The organism is Burkholderia sp. Bp9143 (assembly GCF_003853645.1).
GTDB lineage: Bacteria > Pseudomonadota > Gammaproteobacteria > Burkholderiales > Burkholderiaceae > Burkholderia.
In genome coordinates, this window is record NZ_QTPO01000062.1 from 1 (window position 1) to 23,267 (window position 23,267).

Annotated in this window: 20 protein-coding genes and 2 pseudogenes; 10 read left to right on the forward strand and 12 right to left on the reverse strand. The window is 60.2% G+C overall.

The window, feature by feature from the left end; genetic code table 11:
- Window positions 1–21 precede the first annotated feature (21 nt).
- The 5 genes from DIE23_RS39790 to DIE23_RS33540 all read right to left on the reverse strand — a co-directional run bounded on the left by DIE23_RS39790 (window position 22) and on the right by DIE23_RS33540 (window position 3,914).
- On the reverse strand, window positions 22–198 hold the full coding sequence (locus DIE23_RS39790; protein WP_185646591.1) for a hypothetical protein: 177 nt from the start codon (window positions 196–198) through the stop codon (window positions 22–24).
- A 12-nt stretch (window positions 199–210) separates the two neighbouring features.
- Window positions 211–975 carry a hypothetical protein gene (locus DIE23_RS40510; RefSeq protein WP_260436298.1) on the reverse strand — a complete coding sequence of 255 codons (765 nt, stop codon included), beginning with the start codon at window positions 973–975 and terminating at the stop codon, window positions 211–213.
- 173 nt (window positions 976–1,148) lie between these two features.
- Entirely contained in the window at window positions 1,149–1,433 is a 285-nt protein-coding gene (locus DIE23_RS33530) for a hypothetical protein (RefSeq protein ID WP_124616475.1), read from the reverse strand.
- Between the two features lie 355 nt (window positions 1,434–1,788).
- Window positions 1,789–3,312 carry a glycosyltransferase gene (locus tag DIE23_RS33535; RefSeq protein WP_124616535.1) on the reverse strand — a complete coding sequence of 508 codons (1,524 nt, stop codon included), beginning with the start codon at window positions 3,310–3,312 and terminating at the stop codon, window positions 1,789–1,791.
- Window positions 3,312–3,914 carry a cytochrome b gene (locus DIE23_RS33540; protein ID WP_124616477.1) on the reverse strand — a complete coding sequence of 201 codons (603 nt, stop codon included), beginning with the start codon at window positions 3,912–3,914 and terminating at the stop codon, window positions 3,312–3,314. The genes DIE23_RS33535 and DIE23_RS33540 overlap by 1 nt, the downstream gene beginning before the upstream one ends.
- Before the next feature lie 154 nt (window positions 3,915–4,068).
- On the opposite strand from DIE23_RS33540, the gene DIE23_RS33545 reads away from it, so the two are divergent.
- The 4 genes and pseudogenes from DIE23_RS33545 (at window position 4,069) to DIE23_RS33560 (ending at window position 7,758) form a co-directional block, all read left to right on the forward strand.
- On the forward strand, window positions 4,069–5,334 hold the full coding sequence (locus DIE23_RS33545; RefSeq protein WP_124616479.1) for a leucine-rich repeat domain-containing protein: 1,266 nt from the start codon (window positions 4,069–4,071) through the stop codon (window positions 5,332–5,334).
- A gap of 36 nt (window positions 5,335–5,370) precedes the next feature.
- Window positions 5,371–5,685, forward strand: a pseudogene (locus DIE23_RS33550) (pseudouridine-5'-phosphate glycosidase); the annotation flags it as partial.
- 1,265 nt (window positions 5,686–6,950) lie between these two features.
- Complete coding sequence (locus DIE23_RS33555) at window positions 6,951–7,211, forward strand: hypothetical protein (protein ID WP_124616481.1); 261 nt, start codon at window positions 6,951–6,953, stop codon at window positions 7,209–7,211.
- 100 nt (window positions 7,212–7,311) lie between these two features.
- Window positions 7,312–7,758, forward strand: coding sequence for a hypothetical protein (locus tag DIE23_RS33560; protein ID WP_124616483.1), 447 nt, complete (start codon window positions 7,312–7,314; stop codon window positions 7,756–7,758).
- A gap of 335 nt (window positions 7,759–8,093) precedes the next feature.
- Here DIE23_RS33560 and DIE23_RS33565 read toward each other — a convergent pair whose 3' ends face one another.
- Window positions 8,094–8,963: an AraC family transcriptional regulator gene (locus DIE23_RS33565; protein ID WP_124616485.1), complete on the reverse strand. Its 870-nt coding sequence runs from the start codon at window positions 8,961–8,963 to the stop codon at window positions 8,094–8,096.
- Window positions 8,964–9,215: 252 nt separating this feature from the next.
- Between DIE23_RS33565 and DIE23_RS33570 the strand changes: the two genes are divergently transcribed.
- From DIE23_RS33570 to DIE23_RS33580, 3 genes are read left to right on the forward strand one after another with little or no spacing between them, the layout of a single operon-like run.
- Window positions 9,216–10,154, forward strand: coding sequence for a PhzF family phenazine biosynthesis protein (locus DIE23_RS33570; protein WP_124616487.1), 939 nt, complete (start codon window positions 9,216–9,218; stop codon window positions 10,152–10,154).
- Entirely contained in the window at window positions 10,151–11,065 is a 915-nt protein-coding gene (locus tag DIE23_RS33575; RefSeq protein WP_124616489.1) for an ornithine cyclodeaminase family protein, read from the forward strand. Before DIE23_RS33570 ends, DIE23_RS33575 begins: the two co-directional genes overlap by 4 nt.
- Before the next feature lie 46 nt (window positions 11,066–11,111).
- Window positions 11,112–12,428, forward strand: a complete 1,317-nt coding sequence (locus DIE23_RS33580; protein ID WP_124616491.1) for a dicarboxylate/amino acid:cation symporter — start codon at window positions 11,112–11,114, stop codon at window positions 12,426–12,428.
- Window positions 12,429–12,627: 199 nt separating this feature from the next.
- Here DIE23_RS33580 and DIE23_RS33585 read toward each other — a convergent pair.
- The 4 genes and pseudogenes from DIE23_RS33585 to DIE23_RS33600 all read right to left on the reverse strand — a co-directional run.
- Window positions 12,628–13,016, reverse strand: a pseudogene (locus DIE23_RS33585) (transposase); the annotation flags it as partial.
- Between the two features lie 150 nt (window positions 13,017–13,166).
- Window positions 13,167–14,336: an MFS transporter gene (locus tag DIE23_RS33590; RefSeq protein WP_409364266.1), complete on the reverse strand. Its 1,170-nt coding sequence runs from the start codon at window positions 14,334–14,336 to the stop codon at window positions 13,167–13,169.
- A 260-nt stretch (window positions 14,337–14,596) separates the two neighbouring features.
- Window positions 14,597–15,706, reverse strand: coding sequence for a PAS domain S-box protein (locus DIE23_RS33595; protein ID WP_124616493.1), 1,110 nt, complete (start codon window positions 15,704–15,706; stop codon window positions 14,597–14,599).
- A 232-nt stretch (window positions 15,707–15,938) separates the two neighbouring features.
- Window positions 15,939–16,892 carry a LysR substrate-binding domain-containing protein gene (locus DIE23_RS33600; protein ID WP_124616495.1) on the reverse strand — a complete coding sequence of 318 codons (954 nt, stop codon included), beginning with the start codon at window positions 16,890–16,892 and terminating at the stop codon, window positions 15,939–15,941.
- A gap of 140 nt (window positions 16,893–17,032) precedes the next feature.
- Here DIE23_RS33600 and DIE23_RS33605 point away from each other — a divergent pair, with 140 nt between their 5' ends.
- Together DIE23_RS33605 and DIE23_RS33610 are read left to right on the forward strand one after the other, a co-directional pair.
- Window positions 17,033–18,634 carry a BCCT family transporter gene (locus tag DIE23_RS33605; RefSeq protein WP_221623373.1) on the forward strand — a complete coding sequence of 534 codons (1,602 nt, stop codon included), beginning with the start codon at window positions 17,033–17,035 and terminating at the stop codon, window positions 18,632–18,634.
- A gap of 36 nt (window positions 18,635–18,670) precedes the next feature.
- Window positions 18,671–19,792, forward strand: coding sequence for a mandelate racemase/muconate lactonizing enzyme family protein (locus tag DIE23_RS33610; RefSeq protein WP_124616499.1), 1,122 nt, complete (start codon window positions 18,671–18,673; stop codon window positions 19,790–19,792).
- A gap of 174 nt (window positions 19,793–19,966) precedes the next feature.
- On the opposite strand, the gene tnpB is transcribed toward DIE23_RS33610, so the two are convergent.
- Window positions 19,967–20,284: an IS66 family insertion sequence element accessory protein TnpB gene (gene tnpB, locus DIE23_RS40515; protein ID WP_260436301.1), complete on the reverse strand. Its 318-nt coding sequence runs from the start codon at window positions 20,282–20,284 to the stop codon at window positions 19,967–19,969.
- A gap of 216 nt (window positions 20,285–20,500) precedes the next feature.
- Window positions 20,501–21,940, reverse strand: a complete 1,440-nt coding sequence (locus tag DIE23_RS33620; RefSeq protein ID WP_124616539.1) for a DEAD/DEAH box helicase — start codon at window positions 21,938–21,940, stop codon at window positions 20,501–20,503.
- A gap of 418 nt (window positions 21,941–22,358) precedes the next feature.
- Here DIE23_RS33620 and dapA point away from each other — a divergent pair, with 418 nt between their 5' ends.
- On the forward strand, window positions 22,359–23,255 hold the full coding sequence (gene dapA / locus DIE23_RS33625) for a 4-hydroxy-tetrahydrodipicolinate synthase (RefSeq protein WP_124616541.1): 897 nt from the start codon (window positions 22,359–22,361) through the stop codon (window positions 23,253–23,255).
- The last annotated feature ends 12 nt before the right edge of the window (window positions 23,256–23,267 follow it).

Sequence of the window (23,267 nt, forward strand, 5' to 3'; positions counted from 1 at the left end):
CTGGCTCCATTGCGCCGCCCATCAGGTGGCCTCATTACGCCGCCCCCGGATTGGCTCCATAACGCCGCCCCGTGACATCATCGGCGCAATCGATTCGACCGCTGCCCACATCGACGGGTGTTCGCTACGCTGTTCGCGTACCAGACGCACTGCGCGCTCCCGCACTTCCGGGGAAAATTTGCTTGCCTTCTTGTTCATGACTCGATTCTCTCAAGAATACGAGCCTCCACAAAATCCGGTGCGGTTCACTGCCTCGAAAAGCGTTTTGTCACGCGTGACTAAAAACACGCCGGGTGTGCCTGAACCGAGCACGTGCTGAGGCTCCAACTTGGCGACCTGCTTCCAAAATTCTTCCGTGTAAGTGTCATCGACGTTGAGCGGACTAAACCCTAAACGATTCACGAAATTCGCATGGGGCTCAAATTTTATAAACCTATCGTACACGTACCATTCGTCAAAGCCAGGCATCGGAAGCTGAGATACCTCCGTGACTAACGGACTGACCGCGAGTGCGCCAATCTTTGACCATCCCGCCGTGAATTCCTCATCGGTCGGCGTATATGGGCCGCTGTCACAACTTGCAATCGCAACATATCGCCCTAGCACTAATTCTGGACAGCGTAGAACTAAGTCCTCGATCGCCCCGTCAGTCCCGTCGTTCCATTCGACAATCCGATAGCGGGCGCGTTCGCCTGTTCGCGTTACTCTCTCCCCGCTCTCGTCCGTCAGATTATCGATCATCTTTTCTAGCAATGCCCGCACATGTGCTTCCGCTTCTTCGCGGGTACCCTCGAAGTTCAACCTAATAGCGCCACTTCCGAATTGACAATCAGTTGCCTCCTGCACTACTTCGTAGCCGACTATGAATGCTCCATCGTTGCGCTGATATACGTGAAATCCAACGTCGTACGCCAAGCCGTGCGCATTTTGTCGCACATACCGAAACGTCTGATCATATCCGGCCCGGAGTTTCATCTGGTTTCCTCCATTCGACAGCAATTGAGACCTACGATTGGGATTTCTGTGCGGCTCCGTGCAGAAGGGTCAGGAAGCGAGGAGGGGCTTATCGGCGTCGCTGAGCGTCATCTTGGTTGCAGCCGGCCCGGGGATGAATCGCTTCCACATAGATAATGAGTCGAGGTTTGCGGCTACCGAGGCCTGTAAATCTTAGCCTTCCAATCCAGCAGCAGCTCGGCGACGTGTTTTGAATGCTCGCAGTTCTCCTGCAAGCCCATTCTCTCGGTCGCGACCGCCTCCAGATATCTTGCGACGGACGATGTGTCTGCTCCTTCCTGCAACATGGCGAATACCTTCGGCAGGTACGCTTGATATTCGTCGCGTGCCGCAGGATTAAGTGACACTCCAACAGGATCCCATACGTAGTACAGAACCTCATCCACGCGTTTGTATAGCTCCAGCTCGGTATCGGTCACAGCACCTCACCCCTTTCTTTCTACTGACCGTCGACGAACACGCGCGCGTCGATTGTCGACAATCTAGACGTTGACGTCGACCGACCGCTTCTGGCCGAGGGTGTGTCAAAACTCGAATTTACCGGGTTTCCGGGTGTCGCTTTACCCTTCCCGAAGTGCCGCGAAGCCGATACAGAGCGTTCTGGTGGGTCGACTTTCGCACCTCTGTCGAAGTCGCACGTTTTGACACACCCTCGGTCGACATGAGCCGGTCGGACGACACACCCGCAGGGCGCTCAAATGTGCAGCGCAACAGAAAACGCGCGCATCAACCGGGAAATACGAATACCCAAGATAGACTGACCTGACGCGCTCCTTAGTACCGTTCGCCGGCCGACGCGATGAGGCCGGAGCGGTGCTTCTTGCCCCACGACTTGCCGCCGCGCAGGAAGTGCAGCCAGCCGAGCACCGCGCCGACGTGGCGTAGCAACTGGAACGTGAACGGCTCCGCGATGGCCGCCGCGACGGCCATCCAAAGGCTCGATCCGGCGCGCAGGCCGGTCCAGCGCCGGTAAAGGTGGATGCTCCACACGTAGAACGCCAGATCGAGTACCGTCTTCAGAAAAATGACGCTGAAGATCGACACGACGATCGCGTCGTGGCGGCCGAGCAGAAACGCGACCAGCAGGCCGAAGGCGGTCAGTCCGTAGACTGGCTGCATCGTATCGAACGCCTTCACGGGCAACATCAGCGTGCCGAGCGTTCCGTACCGCCGGTTGCCCGTCATGTCGCTATTCCAGGATTGGGTCTCGAGGAAACCCGCGAACCAGCGGCGGCGTTGCCGCAAAAAACTGGCGAGCGTGCCGGGCGCGTCGGTGCGCGCGTGCGCGTCGCCGACCACGCGCACGTCCCAGTCGAGCCGTCGGTCTGCCGAATAGCGGCGCAGCCGGTGGATCAGCTCGTAGTCTTCTACGAGGCATTGCGGATCGAAGCCGCCGACCGCGACGAGAGCGTCCCGCCGGAACGATGCGAACGCGCCCGACACGAGCAGCAGGCTGTCCGCTCGCATCCACGCAAAGCGCGCGATGAAGTTGCGCATGTATTCATACGTCTGGAACCACTGGAACATGCGGCCGCCCACGGACTTGCTGCATACCGGCACCAGAATGCCCGTGGCCGCCACGAGCGTCGGTCTTCCGGCGAAGGCCGCGCGCATTGCGCGGGTGGCGTCGGGCGCGAGCAGCGTGTCGGCGTCAACGGTCATCACGGTCTCGGTCGTCGTCGCCGCTATCGCCGCGTTCAGCGCGCGCGCCTTGCCGCCGTGCGGCACGCGCAGCCAGTAGAGGTTCGGGTGACGAGAGCTCGGCGCGCTCAACTCGCCGAGCGCAGGCGCCGTCAGGCCGAATCGGCGGGTGAGCAGCTCGGCGGTGCCGTCGGTGGAGCCGTCGTCGGCGATCACGATCTGCGCCGGACCGTCGACCTGTTCGAGCAGCGCGGCGAGCGTCACCGGCAGCACGGCCGCCTCGTCATGCGCCGCGACGATGACACCCATCTCCGGCAACGGTCGCTCATGCTGCGCCGCGCGCGTCGATACGATTCGCCGTGCGAGCGGCAGCGTTTTTGCCGTAACGAAAAACAGCAGCAGCGTGTCGTAGACGACATAGATGATGCCGCTCGACCATGCGACGACACCGTGGAGAAAGAACGCTCGCGCGAACAGCAGCAGCCACAGCACCGTGACGCCGCCGTGAATCAGCCTGCTGGCCCACGTCGCCGGGCGCGGCACGATACGCGGAGACACGCGCGCCAACGCTTCATCCAGCAACTTCTTCCGCGCGGCTGCCGAACCGGTCGATCGTGCCGCCGGGCGCACGGCGTCAATGACGATATCGGCGTCCATCACGGCGCCATCCGTTTGAAGACCGACTGACGATCGAGCCATTGATGCTTGAGCGCGCCGCCGATGTGCATCGCGAGCAACGCATACAGCGCATAACCGAGCCACGTATGCAGCGTGCCGAGGCCCGTGTGCAGCGGTTCCTTGACGGACGGATCGAGGTTCATCACGAAGCCGATGCGCGGCCACGGGAACAGGTTGAAAAGCCGCATCGGATGCGTGAGCGCATCCTTCCATGCGGAGTCGTGCGCCCATCCCGAGAGCGGCAGCGCGATCATCAACAGGTATAGCAGGAAGTGCGCGACGTGTGCGGCCACGCGCTCCCACGACGGGAACTCGCGCGGCAGCGGCGGCGGTCGGTGTGAAACGCGCCACAGGATGCGCATGAGCGCAAGGCCGAGCACGGTGATGCCGATCGACTTGTGCGTGTCGATTACCGGACGCACCCAGCCATCGGACAGTGAGTCCGCGCTCAAGCCAAGGGCCGCGTTACCGATCATCAAAACGGCGATGGTCCAGTGAAGGACCATCGCCGTGCGTGTGTACTGCGACGGCGCCTGCGCGCCGTCGAGCGCGATAGGTGGCGATTCGACGCGTGTCGTCATAAGTTGATTGATGGGGCAAAAGTTTGGGGTCGAAAGCGTTTTGAAAAGCGCGTCGGAAAGTACGACCCATCCATCTCGGGGAACGTTCCGGTGCGCCGTTTTGTTCCCTTGCTTCGTGTATAAAGGAAGCGATCTTGGACGAACAGAGCCCGCCGTGCCCGAAACACCACCCTCAAGCACAAAACCCACTTCTGAAGGCTTGCGCACATCGGTCTGGCGCCGTGCCAGGCCATGGGCCATTGCCGGCGGCATCGGCCTTTTGCTTGTGAGCCTGTTGGTGGTGTTGAGCCCTTTTCGGGAAAAACTGGATGAACGGGCGCTGATCGATCTGGGATTTTACGCGGGCGCCTGCAATGACAGCAGCGATTCCGCTACGACACCCGAGTCGGGATGCCTGGCATTGCGGGCAAAGCCGGCATTGACGACCTCGCAGCTCGCCGCGGCGCTCCCGCATCTAAGCAAGCTCCGCCTCAGACTCGAGTTGAATCTGGCAGACACCGAAGTCGATAACATCGACTCGCTTGACGGACTGGGTGGTCTTCAATCGCTCGACCTCACGGGGACTCCGGTCTGGCGCATCGACGCGCTCAAGGGCATGCGTTCCCTGAAACGACTCGTGGTCCACCGCACCCAAGTCCAGAACATCGATGCGCTTCGAGGACTGACCGGCCTGCAATCGCTCAATCTGTGGGAGACCCGGGTCTCGAACCTCGATGCGCTGAAGGGCTTGACCGACCTGCGGGAACTCGATCTCCGGGACACACAGGTTCGGGACCTCGACGCGTTGGAGAAATTGCCTCACCTGGAAACACTCAAGCTGGGTGGTGCGAGGAATGTCCGGAACATCAAGCCGCTCAGCCAGCTGACCGCGTTGAAAACGCTCGATCTCAACGAGACGCAAGTCGAGCGCCTCGATGCGTTGAAGAAGCTGGACGATCTGCAGGCGCTCTATCTCGCCAATACTCCAGTTCGGAACCTCGATTTGCTAACGGGAATGCCCACCCTGAAAACGCTCGTGCTCGACGGCTCCAACGTCGAGAACATTGATGCGATGAAGGGATTGCGCCAGTTGGAAACACTCGTGCTTGCGCGCACGCAAGTCAGGAACATCGATGCGCTGAAGGGCCTGACGGACCTGCGAAGGCTCAATCTCGCCGACACCAGGGTCGAGAACATCGATGCGCTGAAAGACCTGACGGGCCTTCGAACGCTGAATCTCTTTCGCACCGACGTTCAAAACATCGATGCGCTGAAGGGCTTGACCAGTCTGCAAGAGCTCTATCTCGCAAACACGCCGGTCCAGGACATCGAAGTACTGAAGGGCCTGACAGGACTCCGAGAGCTGGTTCTCTACGGCACCAGGGCCAAGAACGTCGATGAGCTCAAGGCGGCCCTGCCAAACACTCGAGTTGTCTGGTGACCATTCGAATCGAATCGCAGCGTTGAAAGGATCCAAATGGCTGCCGACCTCGCCCAATCCTGGTTGAACTTCAGCGCGCCTGTGGCTGCCGCACGGGCCGTCGGCCGCCCACTCGTGGCGCTGGAATCGTCGACCATCATTGCCCACGGCATGCCCTACCCGGAGAACGTCAACACTGCGCGCGAAGTGGAGGCCTTGATCCGCGATTTGGGAGCGGAGCCGGCGACTATCGCGCTGATCGGCGGGCGCATCCACATCGGCCTGACAGCCGACGAACTCGAACTGCTCGGCCGCTCGGACCAGGTACACAACGTGAGCCGCCGCGAAGGCTCTAAATCGCTCGCGCTCGGCGATTGTCGGTGGCAAGCTCGAAGCTTAATCGGCAATCGTCTCATGTCGGCGCGCGACCGGACATTCGAAAATCCTGACTGAGCGTCTCACACGGGTCGATCAGCGCCGGTCGCGCGTTGCTGGGTGGTAGCCGGCCGAGTTCGGCCAGTTCCGGTCATTCGACATCGATGTCAAAATCGTTGACAATCAGCGCAGGATCAGGAAGCCGCCAGCGGAGTGCAGTACGAATCTCGCGGTACTGTACGTTGAGGGGAAAAGCGACGCACTAGAAAGCCTTCTTGACATGCTGCTCCGTAAGCCGGACGCTGAGTGGAAAGTAGGCGAATTGAAGCGTGAGTACTGCATCCCGAGCGCCTACAGCCGGAAGGTTCTGTATCAGCCCCGGTTCGGCTGTGAAGAGCCATTCAGGCCCAGCATGAATGCTGTCTTTCTACAGCTTCAATAGGAGCCTTCCAGCTATGCGAATGCGCACAAAGGCCACGCTCTTTTATATGGCAGCCACTGCGGTACCACTTGGCGTTGCTGTGCCTCTTTTTATCGTCTTGCCAGCGTCAGGCAAAGGCTTGGCGTTGATTCCTTTCCTTGTAATTGCAATGTGTTTTAATGTGGCTGGGCTTGCCGTCCTAGTCTGCCCGCATTGCAAATCACTTGCCATTCGTACTCCACGTGGCACATGGACTCCTTGGGTTGGTTCTAAGTGCCGCTACTGTCATAAGCCGTACTAGGCGAATCCATGCTGGGTAATGTTCAAATTTGGTCGAGGGCCAGCATGCGCTTGTAGTGGTGAGGCGCCGAGCACGTCCTTCCGTGAAGCTTAACTATTGCCGCCCGTGTAGTCAGGATTTGAGTGTCTGCTGTCGGAAAACCGGTGCGGCCGATTTGGGTCGGGTAGCGACCGTCGCTCAGCGAGCAAACTCGACCCAATATTTCTGAAAGAAAATTGTCATGAAATCGTTCGTCAACGGACTATCGCGGGCAACGGAACGGCTTTGTCGGCTGTCGGTCACTTGCCGGTCAGGAGCGGACTGTCGCAGGACCGTCGGACTTGCGTCTCACCAACCTATGGAATCTCGTTCGGTTTCGCACAGGTGACCGCCGTCCAATCTGGGTACCATGCGCCGGACGGGCAGCCCCTGTCCCAGTTGGATAGGTTGTCTATCGCGCTTGCGGGTACCGAATGCTCACGCCCAAGAGACGACCATCGACAAAGCAGTGTAGATACTCGACAATCAAACGGCGGCTAATCAAGAGTGGGCGACTGCGTCATGCCACAAATCTTCTATCGAGCCTGGCCGATCCCACCGAGAATGTCCCGGTCGGAGTATTTGAGGTTTCGCCTTAGGTTGCTCGCGCTTATTGTCGTTTGGGCAATTACTTGTATCGCCTTGGTAATTTTTTGGGGGCGTCTGCCCGTCCTGCTGAAGGGCCTCGTTGTGGTGCTGGAATACGTGTTTGGTCCTGATTTGGATTTGATCGAGAATCTGTTCGTTTCGTACGAGAAATACCTCAAAAATGGTCTGTGGTGACAGTGTGTCTCGTTGATCAACATGGCGCGGCGCGGTAGACAAAGCTGGCATCAAACTATTTGCTTCGGGTCGAACTCAAACGGCTGAGTTCGGCCAGAAGGTGAGAACAACGATCTTTAACTCTTTCCAGACGATTGGCCCCTGCTTCGTCCTATGGCTCACTGTCATTTGCTCGTCGACGGCCATAGCTGACGCGAGACTTTGTACAGTAGAAGAGGCTCATTGGGCAGAAGCTGCAGCTGCAGTAGCTACGTCGTGGAAGCAGTTGCATCGACAATTCGAACAATATGCACATTGTGATGATGGAGCCATAGCGGAAGGTTTCAGCGAGTCAATTACTCTTTTGCTTGCCGATCACTGGAAAACTTTGCGACAGATTGAACCCATGATCATGGCAGAGCCACCTTTCCGTAAATTTATCGTCCGGCATATCGACGAAACCGTGCCTGCAAAGCGATTGCAGCGGATCGCCAGAAATGCGAGTCAACAATGTCCTCGCAATCTAAAGAGCTTTTGTCAAGATATTCAAGCAGCGGCGACGAAATGAAATCGAACGTCCGTTTTCGAGAAATGCCTCTGACCGCTTCGAAATGTTCTCACTCACAATCGGGCCGGTTTCGGAGTGGACCGGCCGTTCGAGTGACCGCGTTGTGTGTCGGGCGACCGGCCGCTGCCGTTCGTTCCCCTCCCCGCCAACGACCGTTCTCACAAGTCCAGCGGTCATTTTCCCAAGCGACCACACCTGGCGCGACGACGATTGACCAACCTCCTGCGCAAGAAGATGTACGCCAAGCCGATGCTTGGCTGGCGCACTTCAGCCTTCAGCACCGAGGCCCGGCGATGTCGCACCACCTCGGCGCTTCGAGCATGTGCGATTCAAGGTCACGCCTTGAAGGATCGCGGCAGCGCCTGTCCGTGCTTCCGGAACAGGCGGGCGAGATAGGACGGTGAATCGAGACCGACCGCTGCCGCCGCCATGACGACCGTCATGCCGGGTGATTGCAATAGCAGCGACGCGTGGCGCACACGCTGCCGCGATTGATAGTCGACGATGGATTCGCCTGTGACGTCGCGAAACATGCGCGTCAACGTGCGCCGCGACAGCCCGAACTCGTAGGCAACGCGATCGAGCCCGATTGATTGATCGAGTGTCGAGTCGAGAAACGCCCGAATGTCTTTCACCAATTCACGGCGAGCGTCGGCAGGCGTCAACGGAAGGTGGCCCGAGCTCAACCCCGCCTCGACGCACGTGGCCGCCAACGTCTTGTTGGTCAGTTCCTTGCGATAGGCGGCGAGTTCGCCGACGTCGCGCTGAGCTGTGTCGGTGGCGAGACGCACCGCGTTGAGCAGCGGCAACGGTGCGGACCAGATGGATATCTTCGCGCACGACAGCCTTCTTTGCGCCTTGCGCTCGCAGTACGCGACGAAATCGCTCGCCACATAAACGGCGACGTGTTCCTGCTGCGTCCGATAGCCGTGCGTGTCATGCAGGCGCCGCGGCGGCACCACGACAAACGACATCGGCGCCACGCGCAAAGGCGAGGCGTTCGATTCGACGTTCAGGATCAGTTGGCCCGTGCGCGGCAGCAAAAACATGTACTCGTCATGTTCGTGCGGCTGCGTGCGGTAATCGCCGATCGAAACCTGCCGGACATCGGCAACGCGATCTTCGGACAAATGGGTACTGGCGGTCGGATAGTGCTTCACGAAATTACCCTTGGGCGCCACATACGGTGGGTAGCCACCAGCCATAGCGGGACTGGCAGACCGCTGTATCAACGGGACGGCCCAGTATAGCGTTTCAGACTTCCGTGCACGTAGCCCGGGCACTCACACACCCGGCCGCCAACCCGGTTCTCGGGGAAAACACGGGGGTGCGCGGACTCCCGCGCGCTGGGCCGGACGTGCACTTGGCCCGATTGTGTGCTTGTCGTGGCCCGACAGGCGGCGAAACATGGCTTCACCTTCGGCATGCTGGCGTCACTTACACGCCGGAGCCCGTTCATGTCGGTTGAAAACGACCTTTCCTTGTTGCCTCACTCACCCAACGCCACGTTCGCGTTGCGCCCTCACGGGGATCTGCATTTCGTGCGCGTCTTTCCCGCGGGGCCGGGCGGCGGCAACCCCGCGCCCGTCGTACTGGATGCGGATGCCATGTCCGCGGACGAGATGAAGGCGATTGCAGCGCGCTACGGCCACGAAAGCGCATTCGTGTGCACACCGCGCAATACGGCCAACACGTATCGCCTGCGCTTCTTCGTCCCCCACCACGAGATGGAGATGTGCGGTCATGCGACGCTCGGCGCATTGTGGCTTCTGCGCAGGCTTGGTCGCTGGACGTCCCGCGTCGCGACGCTCGAAACGTTGAGCGGCATCGTCGACGCGCGCTTTGACGAAAGCACGCAATCCATCGAAGTGAGCCAGCCCAAAGGCATCGTGCAACCGATCGAAGACGAACGGTTGCACGCCGCGATACGCGATGTGCTGCGCATCGACATTGGCGATCTGGATTCGCTCGCCATTGTCAACGCCGCGACGAGCCGGACCAAGACGCTGATACCGATTCGCTCGGTGCAGCGACTTCAGGCACTGACGCCGTCCTTTGACAAGGTGCAGGCGTTATGTGACGCGCTCGGATCGACGGGTCTCTATCCGTTTGCCGTCGAGCGGACACAACCTCTCGAAGTGCACGCGCGGCAGTTTCCGCGCTCGTCCGGGTATCCCGAAGATGCCGCGACCGGTATCGCCGCGGCTGCGACCCTGTACGGTGTGCTGCACTACGGTCTGCTCGCGCGTGGCGCGTCGAGTCTGGCCGTGCATCAAGGGTACGCGATGGGCAAACCGTCCAGCATCCAGGTCGAAATGCGAGACCCCGACAACGCCGACGCGGGCTGCTGGATCAGCGGCGCAGTCGAAAGCATGACGCTGGAGCCGCGGCAATGAAACGCTTTACCAACGACCAGATCGCAGCCGTGCTCGACATGCGCTCGGCATCGGACGCCATTCGCGCTGCGTATCTCGACCTGCAAAACGGTGCGGCCGCCGTTCAGCCGCGCGCGCGCATCGGCTTGTCCGACGTGAAGTTCAGCGCAATGAGCGCCATGCTGGGCATGGCCAAGGTTGCGGCGATCAAGATGTACACGACGCTCGATGGCCAGTTCCGCTTTTACATCGCGTTGTTTTCGCTCGTGGATGGCGCGCTCCTCGCGATGCTCGAAGGCGATGCGATCACGGGTGTGCGCACGGCCGCGACCACCGCGCTTGCAGCCCGACATCTGGCACGTGCGGAGAGCCGAAGCCTGGGACTGTTCGGCAGCGGCGTGCAGGCACGGGCTCATGCAGAGGCGTTGGCCGAACGACCCGGATTGCGCGACGTTCTGATTCACAGTCGCGATGCCGCATCCGCGGATGCACTTGCCGACAGCCTCAGGCATCGGTTCGATCTCAACGTATCGGTGGTCGATGCCGAAGCGTCCGCCGCCGCCGACATCGTCGTCATCGCAACGCGTGCATCCGAACCGGTAATCCGCGGCGAATGGTTACGGCCGGGCGCATTCGTCGCGAGCATCGGCGCGACGCGTCCCGATCAACGCGAGCTCGACGACGCATCGTTGCTCGCGGCATCGCGCATCGTCGTGGACTGGACGCGGCAGACGCCATTCGAAACGGGCGATCTGCTGCTTCCGTCGCGTGCGCTGATCGAGAGCAGGACGTTGGTGGATCTTTCGTCCGTCATCGGCGCCGACGAGCAGCGCGCCCGGGACGCCACCGACATCGTGATCTACAAGGCAGTCGGTATCGCCCTGCAGGACGCGGCCGTCGCACACATGGCTTACCTGCGGCTCAACGCCTGACACCTCTCGTCAATGTCGTTTGTCGAAGACACGCTTGGAGACCCTCATGAAATTTCCTCTTGCTGCGCGCATTGTTGTCGGGATGACGCTCGGTATCGCAACCGGTGTTGCCTGTCATGCGCTGCTGCCCAACGCGGATGCGGCCAACCAGGTCGGCGGCTATTTCTCGCTTCTGGCCGACGTGTTTCTGCGCCTGGTCAAGATGATCATTGCACCGCTTGTGTTCTGCTCGCTCGTCATCGGCGTGACGAAGATTGGCGATGTCCACGCGGTGGGCCGCATCGGGCTCAGGACGCTGGGCTGGTTTCTTGCCGCGTCTTTCATCTCGCTCGCGCTAGGCGCGCTGTTCGCCAACTGGTTGAAACCCGGCAGCGCGCTCAACTTGCCGTTGCCCGCGATAAACGCCTCGACCGGGTTGAGCACGAGTGGACTGTCGCCCAAGGAATTCGTGGTGCATCTCGTGCCGAGCAGCGTTGTGGGGGCGATGGCAACCAACGAAATCCTGCAGATCGTGGTGTTCTCCGCCTTCTTCAGCGTCGGGCTTACGACGCTTGGCGACAAGGCACAACTCGTCATTCGCATGCTCGATCAGGTTTCTCACGTCATGCTGAAGGTGACAGGCTATGTGATGGCGCTCGCGCCGTTCGCGGTGTTCGGCGCGATCGCGAACGTCGTGACGACGCGCGGTGTGTCGGTTCTCGTCACCTTTGGCCGGTTCATGGGCGAATTCTACGGAAGCCTGATCGTGCTGTGGCTTCTGATGGTATTGGCGGGTGGCGTGTTGCTCGGCCGCAGGGTATTTTCGCTGGTGCGTTTCATGCGCGTGCCGATGCTGATCGGCTTCAGTACGGCCAGCAGCGAGTCCGTTTACCCGAAGATGCTGGAACAACTGGTCCGTTTCGGTGTCCCCGAACGTATCGCGAGCTTCGTATTGCCCATCGGCTACTCGTTCAATCTCGATGGCACGATGATGTACTGCACATTTGCCACGCTGTTCATCGCGCAGGCGTATGGTGTTCATCTGTCGTTCGCGCAGCAGTTGTCGATGCTTGCGATCCTGATGCTGACCAGTAAAGGCATGGCCGGGGTGCCGCGTGCCTCTCTGGTCGTGATCGCCGCGACGCTGGGCCAGTTCAATATCCCCGAGGCCGGGCTGCTCCTCATCATCGGCGTCGATCATTTCCTGGACATGGGACGTACCGCAACCAACGTGCTTGGTAATGCGGTCGCCTCGGTCGCCGTCGCGAAATGGGAAAACGTGCTCGCGCCGTCGTTGTCCGCGGATGTTTCGGTTGATGATGCCGGCGGACATCACAAGGACGGGATTCGTTCGGACGATGAAGCGGCTATTGCGGGAGTGTGACGCGAGGGGCCAATGACAGCAGCTCATGCGGTTGAACGTAAATCGGGATTGCCATCGGCGCAAATCGCGCCGGTGGTCTGTGTCGGAGGATGAATGCCCGCTCCCTCCCCGAACGGGTCAACATCGCCGCGAGACTTCATCCTGAGCGCTGTCTAGTTGCTCGATTCGTCCGCTGACCATTTGGTTTAAATTTCCACAATGGCAGAGTGTGATCTGCCGTCTCCAGTGCATCCAGGTAGCGCTGAATGCTTTGTTCGATCTGCTTCAGGCGCTTCTCGATCCTGTTGGGCGTGAAGTTTCGGTCGCGGCTGTTGACCGCCTTAAGCTTGCTGCTATCGATCGCCACGACCGCTTGCGTGAACAGCTTCAGGTCACGGCATATCATCACGAAGCGTCGGCATACGTTGCGAATGCCATCCCCATTGTTTCGCCTGAATTCCGAAATGGTCTTGAAGGCCGGCCAGTCAGCCACATCAGTTCGATATTGCGCTGGCACTCCCGCTCCAAGCGCCGGCTCGACTGTACGCGATTGAGATAGCCGTAGATGTAGATCTTGAATCACGCGGCCGCGTGACAAGAGGGTCGGCCCGCGCGCCCCGCATCAGCAACTGCCACCGCAATGGTGCAGCAGTACCTGCGCCTTATCTGAAAACGGACCGATTCAAAACCTACGCTACCCACTGCGTCGGGCTGAAATCAGGTGCCTCGCCTTGCTTTGACGGATCGGGACATTGCTCCTCAACGACGTCCTTGCATTGCGACGGCGACGACAACGCCTGAAACGAACGTGACCATGGCGATCACCAGAATGGCATCGGCAAAGCCGAAGCGATCGGCAATGAGACCCGACGAAAGCGCGCCGATCGCATAGCCCAGGTCTCGCCAGAACCTGTACACGCTCAGCGATCGAGCGCGCCAGCGCGGGTCGGAAGCATCCGAGACGGATGCAATCAAGGTCGGGTAGACCATTGACGTACCGAGTCCGAGGAGCACGCTTGCCAAAAGCCACCACTCGAATCGCCTCGTGACGGCGGTTAGAAAGAGCCCGATTGCCTGAACCCACATGCCAGCGACGATAAGGCCCTTGCGTCCCCATCTGTCGCTCAACGGGCCGGTGATAACCTGAAAGACGCCCCACACGATCGGATAAACGGCCTTGAGTATCCCGATCCGTGTGACACCGAGCCCAAGTCCCGTGAAAAACAGCGGGAAAATGCCCCAGCTCATGCCGTCGTTGAGGTTATTGATCAACCCGGCCTGCGACGCGGCGAACAGGTTGCGGTCTTTGACAGACGTCAACAGAAAAACGTCGCGAAACGAGAGTGACGACGCCTCCGTCGGTTTGGCAGCCACCTCCAGGCGAACATGGTCGCGAGTATCTCGCACGACGAGGATCGACAGGATCAGGCCCGCTGCCGCATAGAAGACGCCCAGATAGATCGGCGTTGGACGAAGGCCGTGCCGGCTCGCCAGATAGCCTGTGAGAAACGCGGTCAGGCCGACCGAGAAGTAGCCCGCGAACTCGTTGAGTCCGACCGCCAACCCTCGCCCTTTCGGGCCGACAAGATCCACCTTCATGATCACGGTCATCGACCATGCAAATCCTTGGCTGACGCCAAGCAGCGCGTTGGCCGCAACCACCCACTCCCAATTCGGAGCGGTGATGATCATGAACGGAACCGGCAACGCAAGCAGCCATCCCGCAACCAATACACGCTTGCGGCCCCACGTATCGGCCAACTGCCCGGAAACGAGGTTGGCGAGCGCCTTGACGACCCCAAAGCTGACGATGAATGACGTAATGAGCGTCGCGGATTCGATATGGAATTCTTTCGCCCCGATCAGTGGTACGACCGTCCGCTCGATACCGACCATTCCTCCCACGAAGGCATTGATCAGCACGAGCAAAGAGAACTGTCGCCAGTTCTCCTTGAGCCCGAGCCGAATCGGAGGCCTCACTGACGAAATGGGCGCCTTCCCTGCCACGCGATGCTCCAAGAGTGCCGCGGCCCGCATCGACTGCGCATGGCCGGGCCGCTTCGGGCGGTGCAGGCGGTACGTCGTCTGCGCTGCATCCGGCAACTGACGCACATCCAAGACAACCTGATGTCCGACTGAGTCACGGATCCATGTAGCGTCACGTTGCAATCCAGGTTGAAATGCAACGCCTAGACCTCGACCAAAATTGACGACAGCGGGATCTGCGCTGCGATAGTGACGCCATGGCCCGGGCTGCTTTCGACGGACAGAACGCCACCGAGTTGCAGGATCCGCTCACGCATCCCGACAAGGCCGAAGGCGTCGGGACGCGGCGTCGACTCGTGAGGCAACCCCACGCCGTCATCACTGACCCGCAGGTAACAGTAGCGATGATTTGCGGACAGCGAGACCAATACTTCATTGGCCTGGGCGTGTCGTGCCACGTTGGTCAAGGCTTCCTGAACCACGCGATACAGCGAAATGGCAGCCAGATCATTCAGGCGTAGCGTCTCACCACGGATCTCGCATCGCGCAGAGACACCGTACTGATGTTCGAAGCCCTGCGTCATCCATTCGAGCGCGGCCTCGAGTCCCAGGTCGTCGAGGACGGGCGGGCGAAGATCGGCTGCGATGCGCCGCACCGACGTCGCCATGGTGTCGATCAGGCCTGCGATCTCATGAATGGAAGGCCGGGGCGTGAGCGCCTCCTGACGGACGTGCCTGGTCAGTTCCGTCTCGTGGAGCGCAAGTGTCATTTTCAGCGCGGTAAGCTGCTGGCCCAGATCGTCATGCAATTCGCGCGCGATGCGCTTCTGTTCATTTTCACGCGCTTGCTGGACGAGTGCCGACGTCGCAATGGCTCGTTCAAGCTCCTCCAGCCGACGCCGCTCGCTCAGGTCGCGCGTGATCTTCGCGAATCCGATCAGGTCCCCGGTTTCATTGTGAATGGCGGTGATGATGACGTTCGCCCAGAACTGGCTGCCGTCCTTGCGCACGCGCCACCCTTCGTCCTCCACTCGCCCCTGCAACGCCGCGGCAGCCAGCAAATGGGCGGGCTTGCCAGAAGCGCGGTCCTCTTCGGTATAGAACACGGAGAAGTGCCGGCCGACAATTTCATCCGACGAATAACCCTTGGCTCGCTGGGCACCGCGATTCCAGCTCGTCACCTTCCCCGATGGGTCGAGCATGAAGATGGCGTAATCCTCCAGCGCGTCAATGAATAGCCGGTAGCGGTGCTCGATCTCGATATCGCTCAAATTGACCGATGACCTGCCGGAGGTGGAGTTCCCCTGTGGCATGACGATCTCCTGGCCTGGGTACAAGAACCGGATGCAGACAGGACAGTCCGTTCGTCAGACTGTCACTGGGTCAGCGGTGACCTGATGAAACAATGGTAGTTGAGTTGACCCGGAATGTTCGTAACCGCGAGTTTCTCCGCACATAGCGCGTGGGCGTGTTGCGCCGACCAGACAAGCTGCTGAGTCATTCTGAATCCTGCGCGCCCTGGCGCGATCCGCAGTATTGTCGGAATCAATCCGACAGCGAGCCGTTTTTGCTGGTCCTGGCTTCGGCCTTTAACCAGCCGATGAACTGCGTCGCGACCTCACTCAGGGCCTGGTGACGCCGGGTCAAGATGTGATATGCGTGCCAGTGGCGCATCGTCATATCAGGAAAGGGCGTGACGAGCTCGCCTCGGCGCAATTGTGGCTCAATCAGTTCCAGCGCGCAGAGCGCAACTCCGTGGCCTTCGACCGCCATCTGCGCGAGGACATTCGAGTCCGTCACGATGTGTCCACGCTCAAAACACAGCTGGACGTTGGGGAACTGCTTCTGCCACCGCTCCCAGTCGTCGTGACTGCGGTCGTGCAGCAGTTGCTGGTGCCGCAGGTCAGAAGGTTCCAGCAAAGCCTTGGTGCCTTTCATGAGAGTCGGGCAGCACACCGGCGCGTAGTTCAGACCCATCAAGAACTCGGATTCGAAGCCAGGCCAGTGTCCGTCCCCCCACTTGATAGCGAGTTCGACCTCTCTCGGGAATTCGACTCTGTGGGTGGTAAGAAGCAACTTTATCTGAAGTCCTGGATAACGCTGCGTGAACTGCCTGAGCCGCGGGGTTAACCAGAATGCGCTCAGCACCGGTTCAGCCTCGACATGCAGCGTGGGAGCCTCGCCTTTGCGCGCGCAGCGGTCGAATGCCGTCACCAGTTGCTCGAAAGCACCCCGAATATCGTTCAACAGTTCGTTGCCCGCTGACGTCAGGCTTACGGCTCGGGTCGACCTGACAAACAGTTGCACGCCGAGCGCCTCTTCAAGCCGGACCACCTGTTGACTAACCGCAGACTGCGAAAGATGAAGGATGTCCGCAGCACGCGTGAAGCTGCCTTCCTCCGCCACCGTCTTGAACGCCAGTAGCAGACTGAGGTGCGGCAAGCGCGTAATTGCTTGCCGGTCGTTCGGCCGTTTTATAAGCACCGGTGATAAATCCATTAAGAATGCGCGTTTCTCGTGCCTGCAGTGCTGAGTTTACATTAGCCCTTGCCTCAAGGCGTCAGTGTTGGTTCATAACTAAAGGAGCGAGACATCATGCGAGTCGTGACATTGCCGTTTACCCTATGCAGGAGGTCGTCGTGAGCGCACAGCTTCCTGTCGATTCCGTCCCTCAGAAAGACCGCACCCTCATTATCACGAGCATCCTTGTAGTTGCGCTGACGGTCACGGCGCTTATGATTTTTCCCGACCGCTCGAAGGTAATTGCCGACCAGCTGTTTAACGGCGCAACCAGGATGTTCGGCACGGCAGTCCAGTTGCTCGGGTTCGCATGCGTTGTGCTTATTGTCTGGCTCGCTGCCGGAAAATACGGCAGCATTCGTCTCGGGAGCGGACGCCCCGAATACAGCAACGTAGCTTGGGTTTTCATGTTCATCTGCGCCGGATTGGGTTCGGCCACGATGTACTGGGCGTTCACCGAATGGGCATACTATTACGTGACCCCGGGGCTCAATATTGCGGCTTCCAGCAAACAGGCGCTGGAATTCAGCGTTGCCTACTCGTTCTTCCACTGGGGCATTACCCCTTGGGCGTTTTACGGCATCGCGTCTCTCGCGATGGCGTATCACTTCCACGTTCGTCGGAATAAGGGCTTGAGCCTCGCCAGCATCATTGAGGCGATCACCGGACTGAGCGCTCATGGAATCCTGGGGCGGGTCATCGATCTCGTATTCTTGTTCGCGACGTTCGGTGGCCTGATTCTGACGACGACACTGACGACCTCGACGGTCTCCAAGGGACTGTCAGACCTGCTCGGCGTCAGCGACAGCTTCGGTCTCAAGGCATTCCTTGTTGCCCTCGTGACATTCGTGTTCTCGTTGAGCTCGTGGATTGGTATCGGCTCCGGGATGCAACGACTGGCGAAGTTGGCTTGCGGACTGACGCTCACGTTTGCACTGGTTGTGCTCGTCCTTGGACCCACGGGGTTCATCGTCAACAACTTCACGAATGCAGTGGGCTTGAGCCTTCAGAATTTCATCCACATGAGCCTGTTCACGGACCCAACCGGCGACGGCGCATTCACGCGCGACTGGACGGTGTTCTACTGGCTCTACTGGATTACGTATACGCCCGGCGTCGCGATTTTCGTGACGCGTGTGTCGAAGGGCCGGACAATCCGCGAAGTCGTTCTGGCAATGATTCTGGGTGGATGCGGTGGCTGCTGGTTCTTCTTCGGAAGTCTCGAAAGCTACGCGATTCATCAATTCATTGGCAACGTCGTCAACACGCCAGCCATGCTCAACGGAATCGGCGGTGAAGCCGCCGTGTCCCAATTGCTTGCAAACCTGCCGCTCGGCAAGTTGATGTCGGTGGTGTATTTCCTGCTGATGCTGGTGTTCCTTGCTTCTCACCTGGATGCAACGGCCTATACGGTCGCGGCTGCCAGCACCCGAAATCTCCGTGAGGGGCAGGATCCGTCTCCGACTCTGCGATTGTTCTGGTGCGTGATGCTGGCGGCGCTCCCGTTGGCGATGCTCTATATCAAGGCGCCGCTCAGTACGCTCAAGACGGCGGTGATTCTGACGGCGATCCCGTTCATCTGCATCCTGGTGGTGAAAATATGGGGACTCTTCAAGTGGCTTCGAGAGGACCACGGGGCGGTAGCCCAAGAACCTGAAAAGCAAACGACGCCTTCTACCCAGAGCCACCTCTCCGGTGTCGAAGTCCAGAATCAGGTTTAAGCCATCGTCCATAGGCAAAAAAGCGATAAATGAAATATGAAAATTATTGACGTAGAAGCCATCTGGTTGCGCGTTCCCGCCCTTGACCAGCCTTGCGAGTGGGGAGAGGATGCCCTGATTGTCCGTGTGCATACCGACTCGGGACTGGTTGGTATTGGTGAGGCCGACAGTTCTCCCATGGTCATCAAGGCGCTGATTGAGACCCCTGCATCTCATGAGACGTGTCAGGGGTTGAAGCAGGTCCTCTTGGGCGAAAATCCCTTGGACATCGAGCGGCTGTGGAAGAAGATGTATCGCTCGACCGAGTATGTCGGCCGGCGCGGTGCGGCAATTCATGCGATTAGCGCGCTGGATATCGCGCTTTGGGACATCGCGGGACAGCATTACGGCGTGCCTGTGCATACGTTGCTGGGCGGAAAGTATCGTGACTCCATTGAGGCTTACGGAACCTTTATTCCGGCCGCCACGGACGAGGGGAATCGTCAAATTGTCAGCAGGCTTCTGGCCCAGGGACTTCGCAGTATCAAGCTCGGAGGCGCCGGGTTTGGAGAGAACCCAACGCGGGACAAGCAGCTTCTGCGCGCGATTCGCGATCATGTGGGTGATGACGTCCAACTTCAGATTGACCTCGTGGGTCGTTGGCTCAATGCCTCCCATGCGATGACCCAGTGCGACGCGCTGAGGGAATTCAACCTGGGCTGGATCGAGGAGCCGCTTCCGTCCGACGACCTGCGGGGCCTGGCTTACCTTTCCGAGCATGCGGCTATCCCGATTTCTGGCGGTGAAGGGCTCGCGACCCGTCACGAGTTTCGGGCATTTATCGAAGGGAGTCGTCCGGCGATTGTTCAGCCGGACATTACCCGCTGCGGCGGCATCAGCGAGATGGTTCATATCTACGAGATCGCTCGGGAGTATGGTGCCCAGCTCGTGCCTCACGGATTCAGTACAGGCATCCTGCTGGCCGCGACAATTCATTTCCTTGCGTCGCGCGAGTTCGGCGGATTAATTGAGTATTCACAAAGTGACAGTCCGCTCTTCAGAAAACTCGTCAAGAACCTAGTCCCGCTGGACAATGGCAGAGTAGCGGTGCCGACCGCTCCGGGGCTGGGAATTGTTCTCGACGAGGAGGTCGTGGAGCGTTATCGGGTCGGGCTGTAAGCTCGGCTCTCACCCCGGCTGAATGAGTATTTTTCTTGCGCGATCGTAAGAGGCCAGTTCAAAGTAAGCGCGCAATTTGGCACACCTCATGAGCAGCGGCATGCAAGGGACGAGCGAGCATAGCCTCACCGCGGCGATCGATCTCGACCGGCGATGTCCATTGTGTGGAATTGCTCATGCCGCTTGCTCGCGACGAGGCCAAACGAAGCGATCCGCCTCGAGCCGCTTCAACATCAGCCAGAAGCCGGCGCGATCATAGAGCAACAGCTTCACGCGATCGCGTTTCCGGTTGTGGAGCGCGAAGACGGCTCGTGCGAGCGGGTCGAGATGCATCGACTGCTCGACCATCGTCACCAGCGTGTTCACCCCGGCACGGAAGTCGATCGGCTCGCGGTGCAGTTTGCCGTCTGGATCGAATGATCGTTTGCCATTCGGGGCGACGTGCGTCACCTTCAGAGGCGGGAAATCGAGGTCAATCGTGTCAAGTGTCATCGTGGTTGCGTCCGCAAGTGTGGAGGTTGCGGACGCAAGCGTGACCTTTCTCAGACTTGCACGCTATGTGCGGAGAATTTCGCGCTTACGAATGTTCGAACAACGTGAATGGGATTTGCGATGCATCGGCGACCCCAACCCCGCCGCTTCCTGCTGTGGGCCTGAATCGCCGGCCCCGTTCCATGCGCCGGCATTGGTCAACTCCACCGATCGGCGTTAGCGCGTACCGCGACCACCAGCGGGCTTGCCGGCCGGTTTCCGCGAACCCGCAGCCGGCTTGCCGGCGGGTTTGCCGCGTGGCTTTTGCACGCTGAACGGACTACCGCTCAACACGCTTGCCCCCTTGCCCGAGGCGCCAGCCCGCTGCCCCTCGGCCTTGCGCTTGCCCTCACCACCTTGCGGCTTCGGCTTTTTGCCAGCCACCGGCATAGCCCCCGCCCCAGCCTGCGGAACTTTGGGCTTCTTCGGCTTTTTCGGCTTCTTGATGATCTGCCCCGTCGCGCTGGTTTCCGGCACGCGGTGTTCAGCTTCGAAACCCGGCTCTTCTTCGCGGCGCAGCGTCTGCCGGATCAGCGCTTCGATCGCGGCCAGTTGCGGTGCTTCATCCGCACACACCAGCGACACCGCCACACCGCTGGCCCCCGCGCGGCCGGTCCGGCCGATACGGTGCACATAGTCCTGCGCCACGATCGGCAGATCCACGTTGATCACCAGCGGCAGGTCGTCGATATCCAGCCCGCGCGCCGCCACATCGGTCGCGACCAGCATCTGCACTTCGCCCGTCTTGAAGCGCTCCAGCGCACGCAGGCGCGCGGGTTGCGGCTTGTCGCCGTGGATGGTGTCGACCGCATAGCCGGCATCGTCCAGCATCGCCGCCAGGTAATCCACGCCAACGCGGGTCTTGACGAACACCAGCGCGTGGCCCCAGTTGTTCTCGGCCACGAGGTGCATGAAGAGGTCCGGCTTGTTCCTTTTATCCACCGGCACCACCCACTGCTTGATCTTGCTGGCCGTGACGTTGGGCGGGCTGACGCTGATATTGACCGGACCGCGCAGAATGGTCGCCGCCATCGCGCGAATGTCGTCGGTAAACGTGGCGGAGAACAGCAGTGTCTGGCGCTGTGCGGGCAACGCGGCAAAGACGGCGTTGAGTTCGCGCGCGAAGCCCAGATCGAGCATGCGGTCGGCTTCATCCAGCACCAGCGTTTGCACCTGATCGAACTGCACCGCGTTCTGCCGATTGAGGTCCAGCAGTCGGCCCGGCGTGGCAACGAGCACATCCACGCCCTTGCGCAACTTCATCATCTGCGGGTTGATGCTCACCCCGCCGTAGGCGGCCAGAAACCGCAAGTCGAGGCCTTTGCCGTACTCGACAAAGCTTTGCAGCACCTGTTCGGCCAGTTCACGCGTGGGCACCAGCACCAGAACGCGCGCACGGTTGCTGGACACCGCCGGCCCATGTTGCACCAGGCGTTGCAGCAGCGGCAGCGCAAAACCCGCCGTCTTGCCGGTGCCGGTCTGTGCCGCCGCCATGACGTCCTTGCCGCCGAGCACCGCGGGAATCGCCTTGGCCTGCACCGGCGTCGGTGTCTGGTAATTGAGGCCCAGCAGATTACGCAGCAAGGGATCGATCAGGCCTAGCGAGGCAAAAGACATGGACGTGTTCCGAACTAAAACCGCAATTCTAGCCGCTGCCGCCGCGGCAACCGCATCGCGCAGCCCCCATCGTCGGAAAGATCGACGGGGATCGCGTTGAATCGCGCGGCGCTCATGAACGGGCACGCCGCGTGTCCGCGCGCAACCACGCGCCACCACCGCCTTCTGGGCATCGCTCAAAATGATCGATTCGATCATATTAGGGTTTTCATTGACTGATTCAGTCACGTCATCAGCTAGAATGCTCACATCGCGCAACGACTTTGATCGAAACGAGCAACTTGTTTCGTCATATGAGTTGCGTTGGCTGACGTGCGTGGCGGCACGGTCGTACCCGCAAACGCGCAGCCCCGCTGATTTCTGCCTAACCCATGGAGACGGCGCGTCCTCCCGCCGTCCCCTCTGCGATGGAGCAAGCATGTCAATTTCGTTCAAGGGGATCGTTCCCGCGCTGATCACGCCGATGACGGCGGACGAGAACGTCGATGAAGACGGTCTGCGCGCGCTGGTCGAACGGCTCATCGAGTCGGGCGTGCATGGGCTCTTCGTGCTCGGCACCAATGGCGAATTCATCGCCCTGAACGAGGAAGAGAAGCTGCGCATCGCGCGCATCGCGGTCAGCCAGGCCCGCTCGCGCGTTCCCGTCATCGCGGGCACGGGCGCCTATGCGACGCGTGACGTGATCGACCTGAACCGGAAGATGGCCGAGGTCGGCGTGGACGGCGTTTCGGTGATCACGCCGTATTTCAACGGCGCCACGCAGCCGGAGCTCTACACCCATTACAGGAAGATCGCCGAGGCAACGCCGCTTCCGGTCATGCTCTACACGATTCCCGCGAAGGCGGGCATCACGCTGACCGTCGACACCGTGCGCCGCCTTTCGGAGATTCCGAACATCCGCGGCATCAAGGACAGCGGCGGCGACTTCGATCGCCTGCTGCAACTGATCAATTTGCGGCGCGACGATTTCTCGGTCTTCACCGGCACCGACTCGATGATTCTCTGGACGTTGATCGCGGGCGGCGACGGCGCGGTCGCCGCGACGACCAATGCCGTTCCGCATGTCGTCATGTCCATCTGGAACAAGTTCCAGGCCGGCGATATCGCCGGCGCGCGCGCGGCCCAGGAATCGCTGCGTGCGCTGCGCGATGCATTCGCGCTGGGCACGATGCCCGTCGTGCTCAAGACCGCCGCGCAGATGCTCGGGATGCCTGCAGGCCCCGCGCGTTCTCCCGCCCAGCCGCTCGACGACAGCGCCCGCGAGCGTCTGGCGCAAGCGCTCTCCATTTACCACGACGCCGCGCGCGGCCACTGAAACGGGTCATCA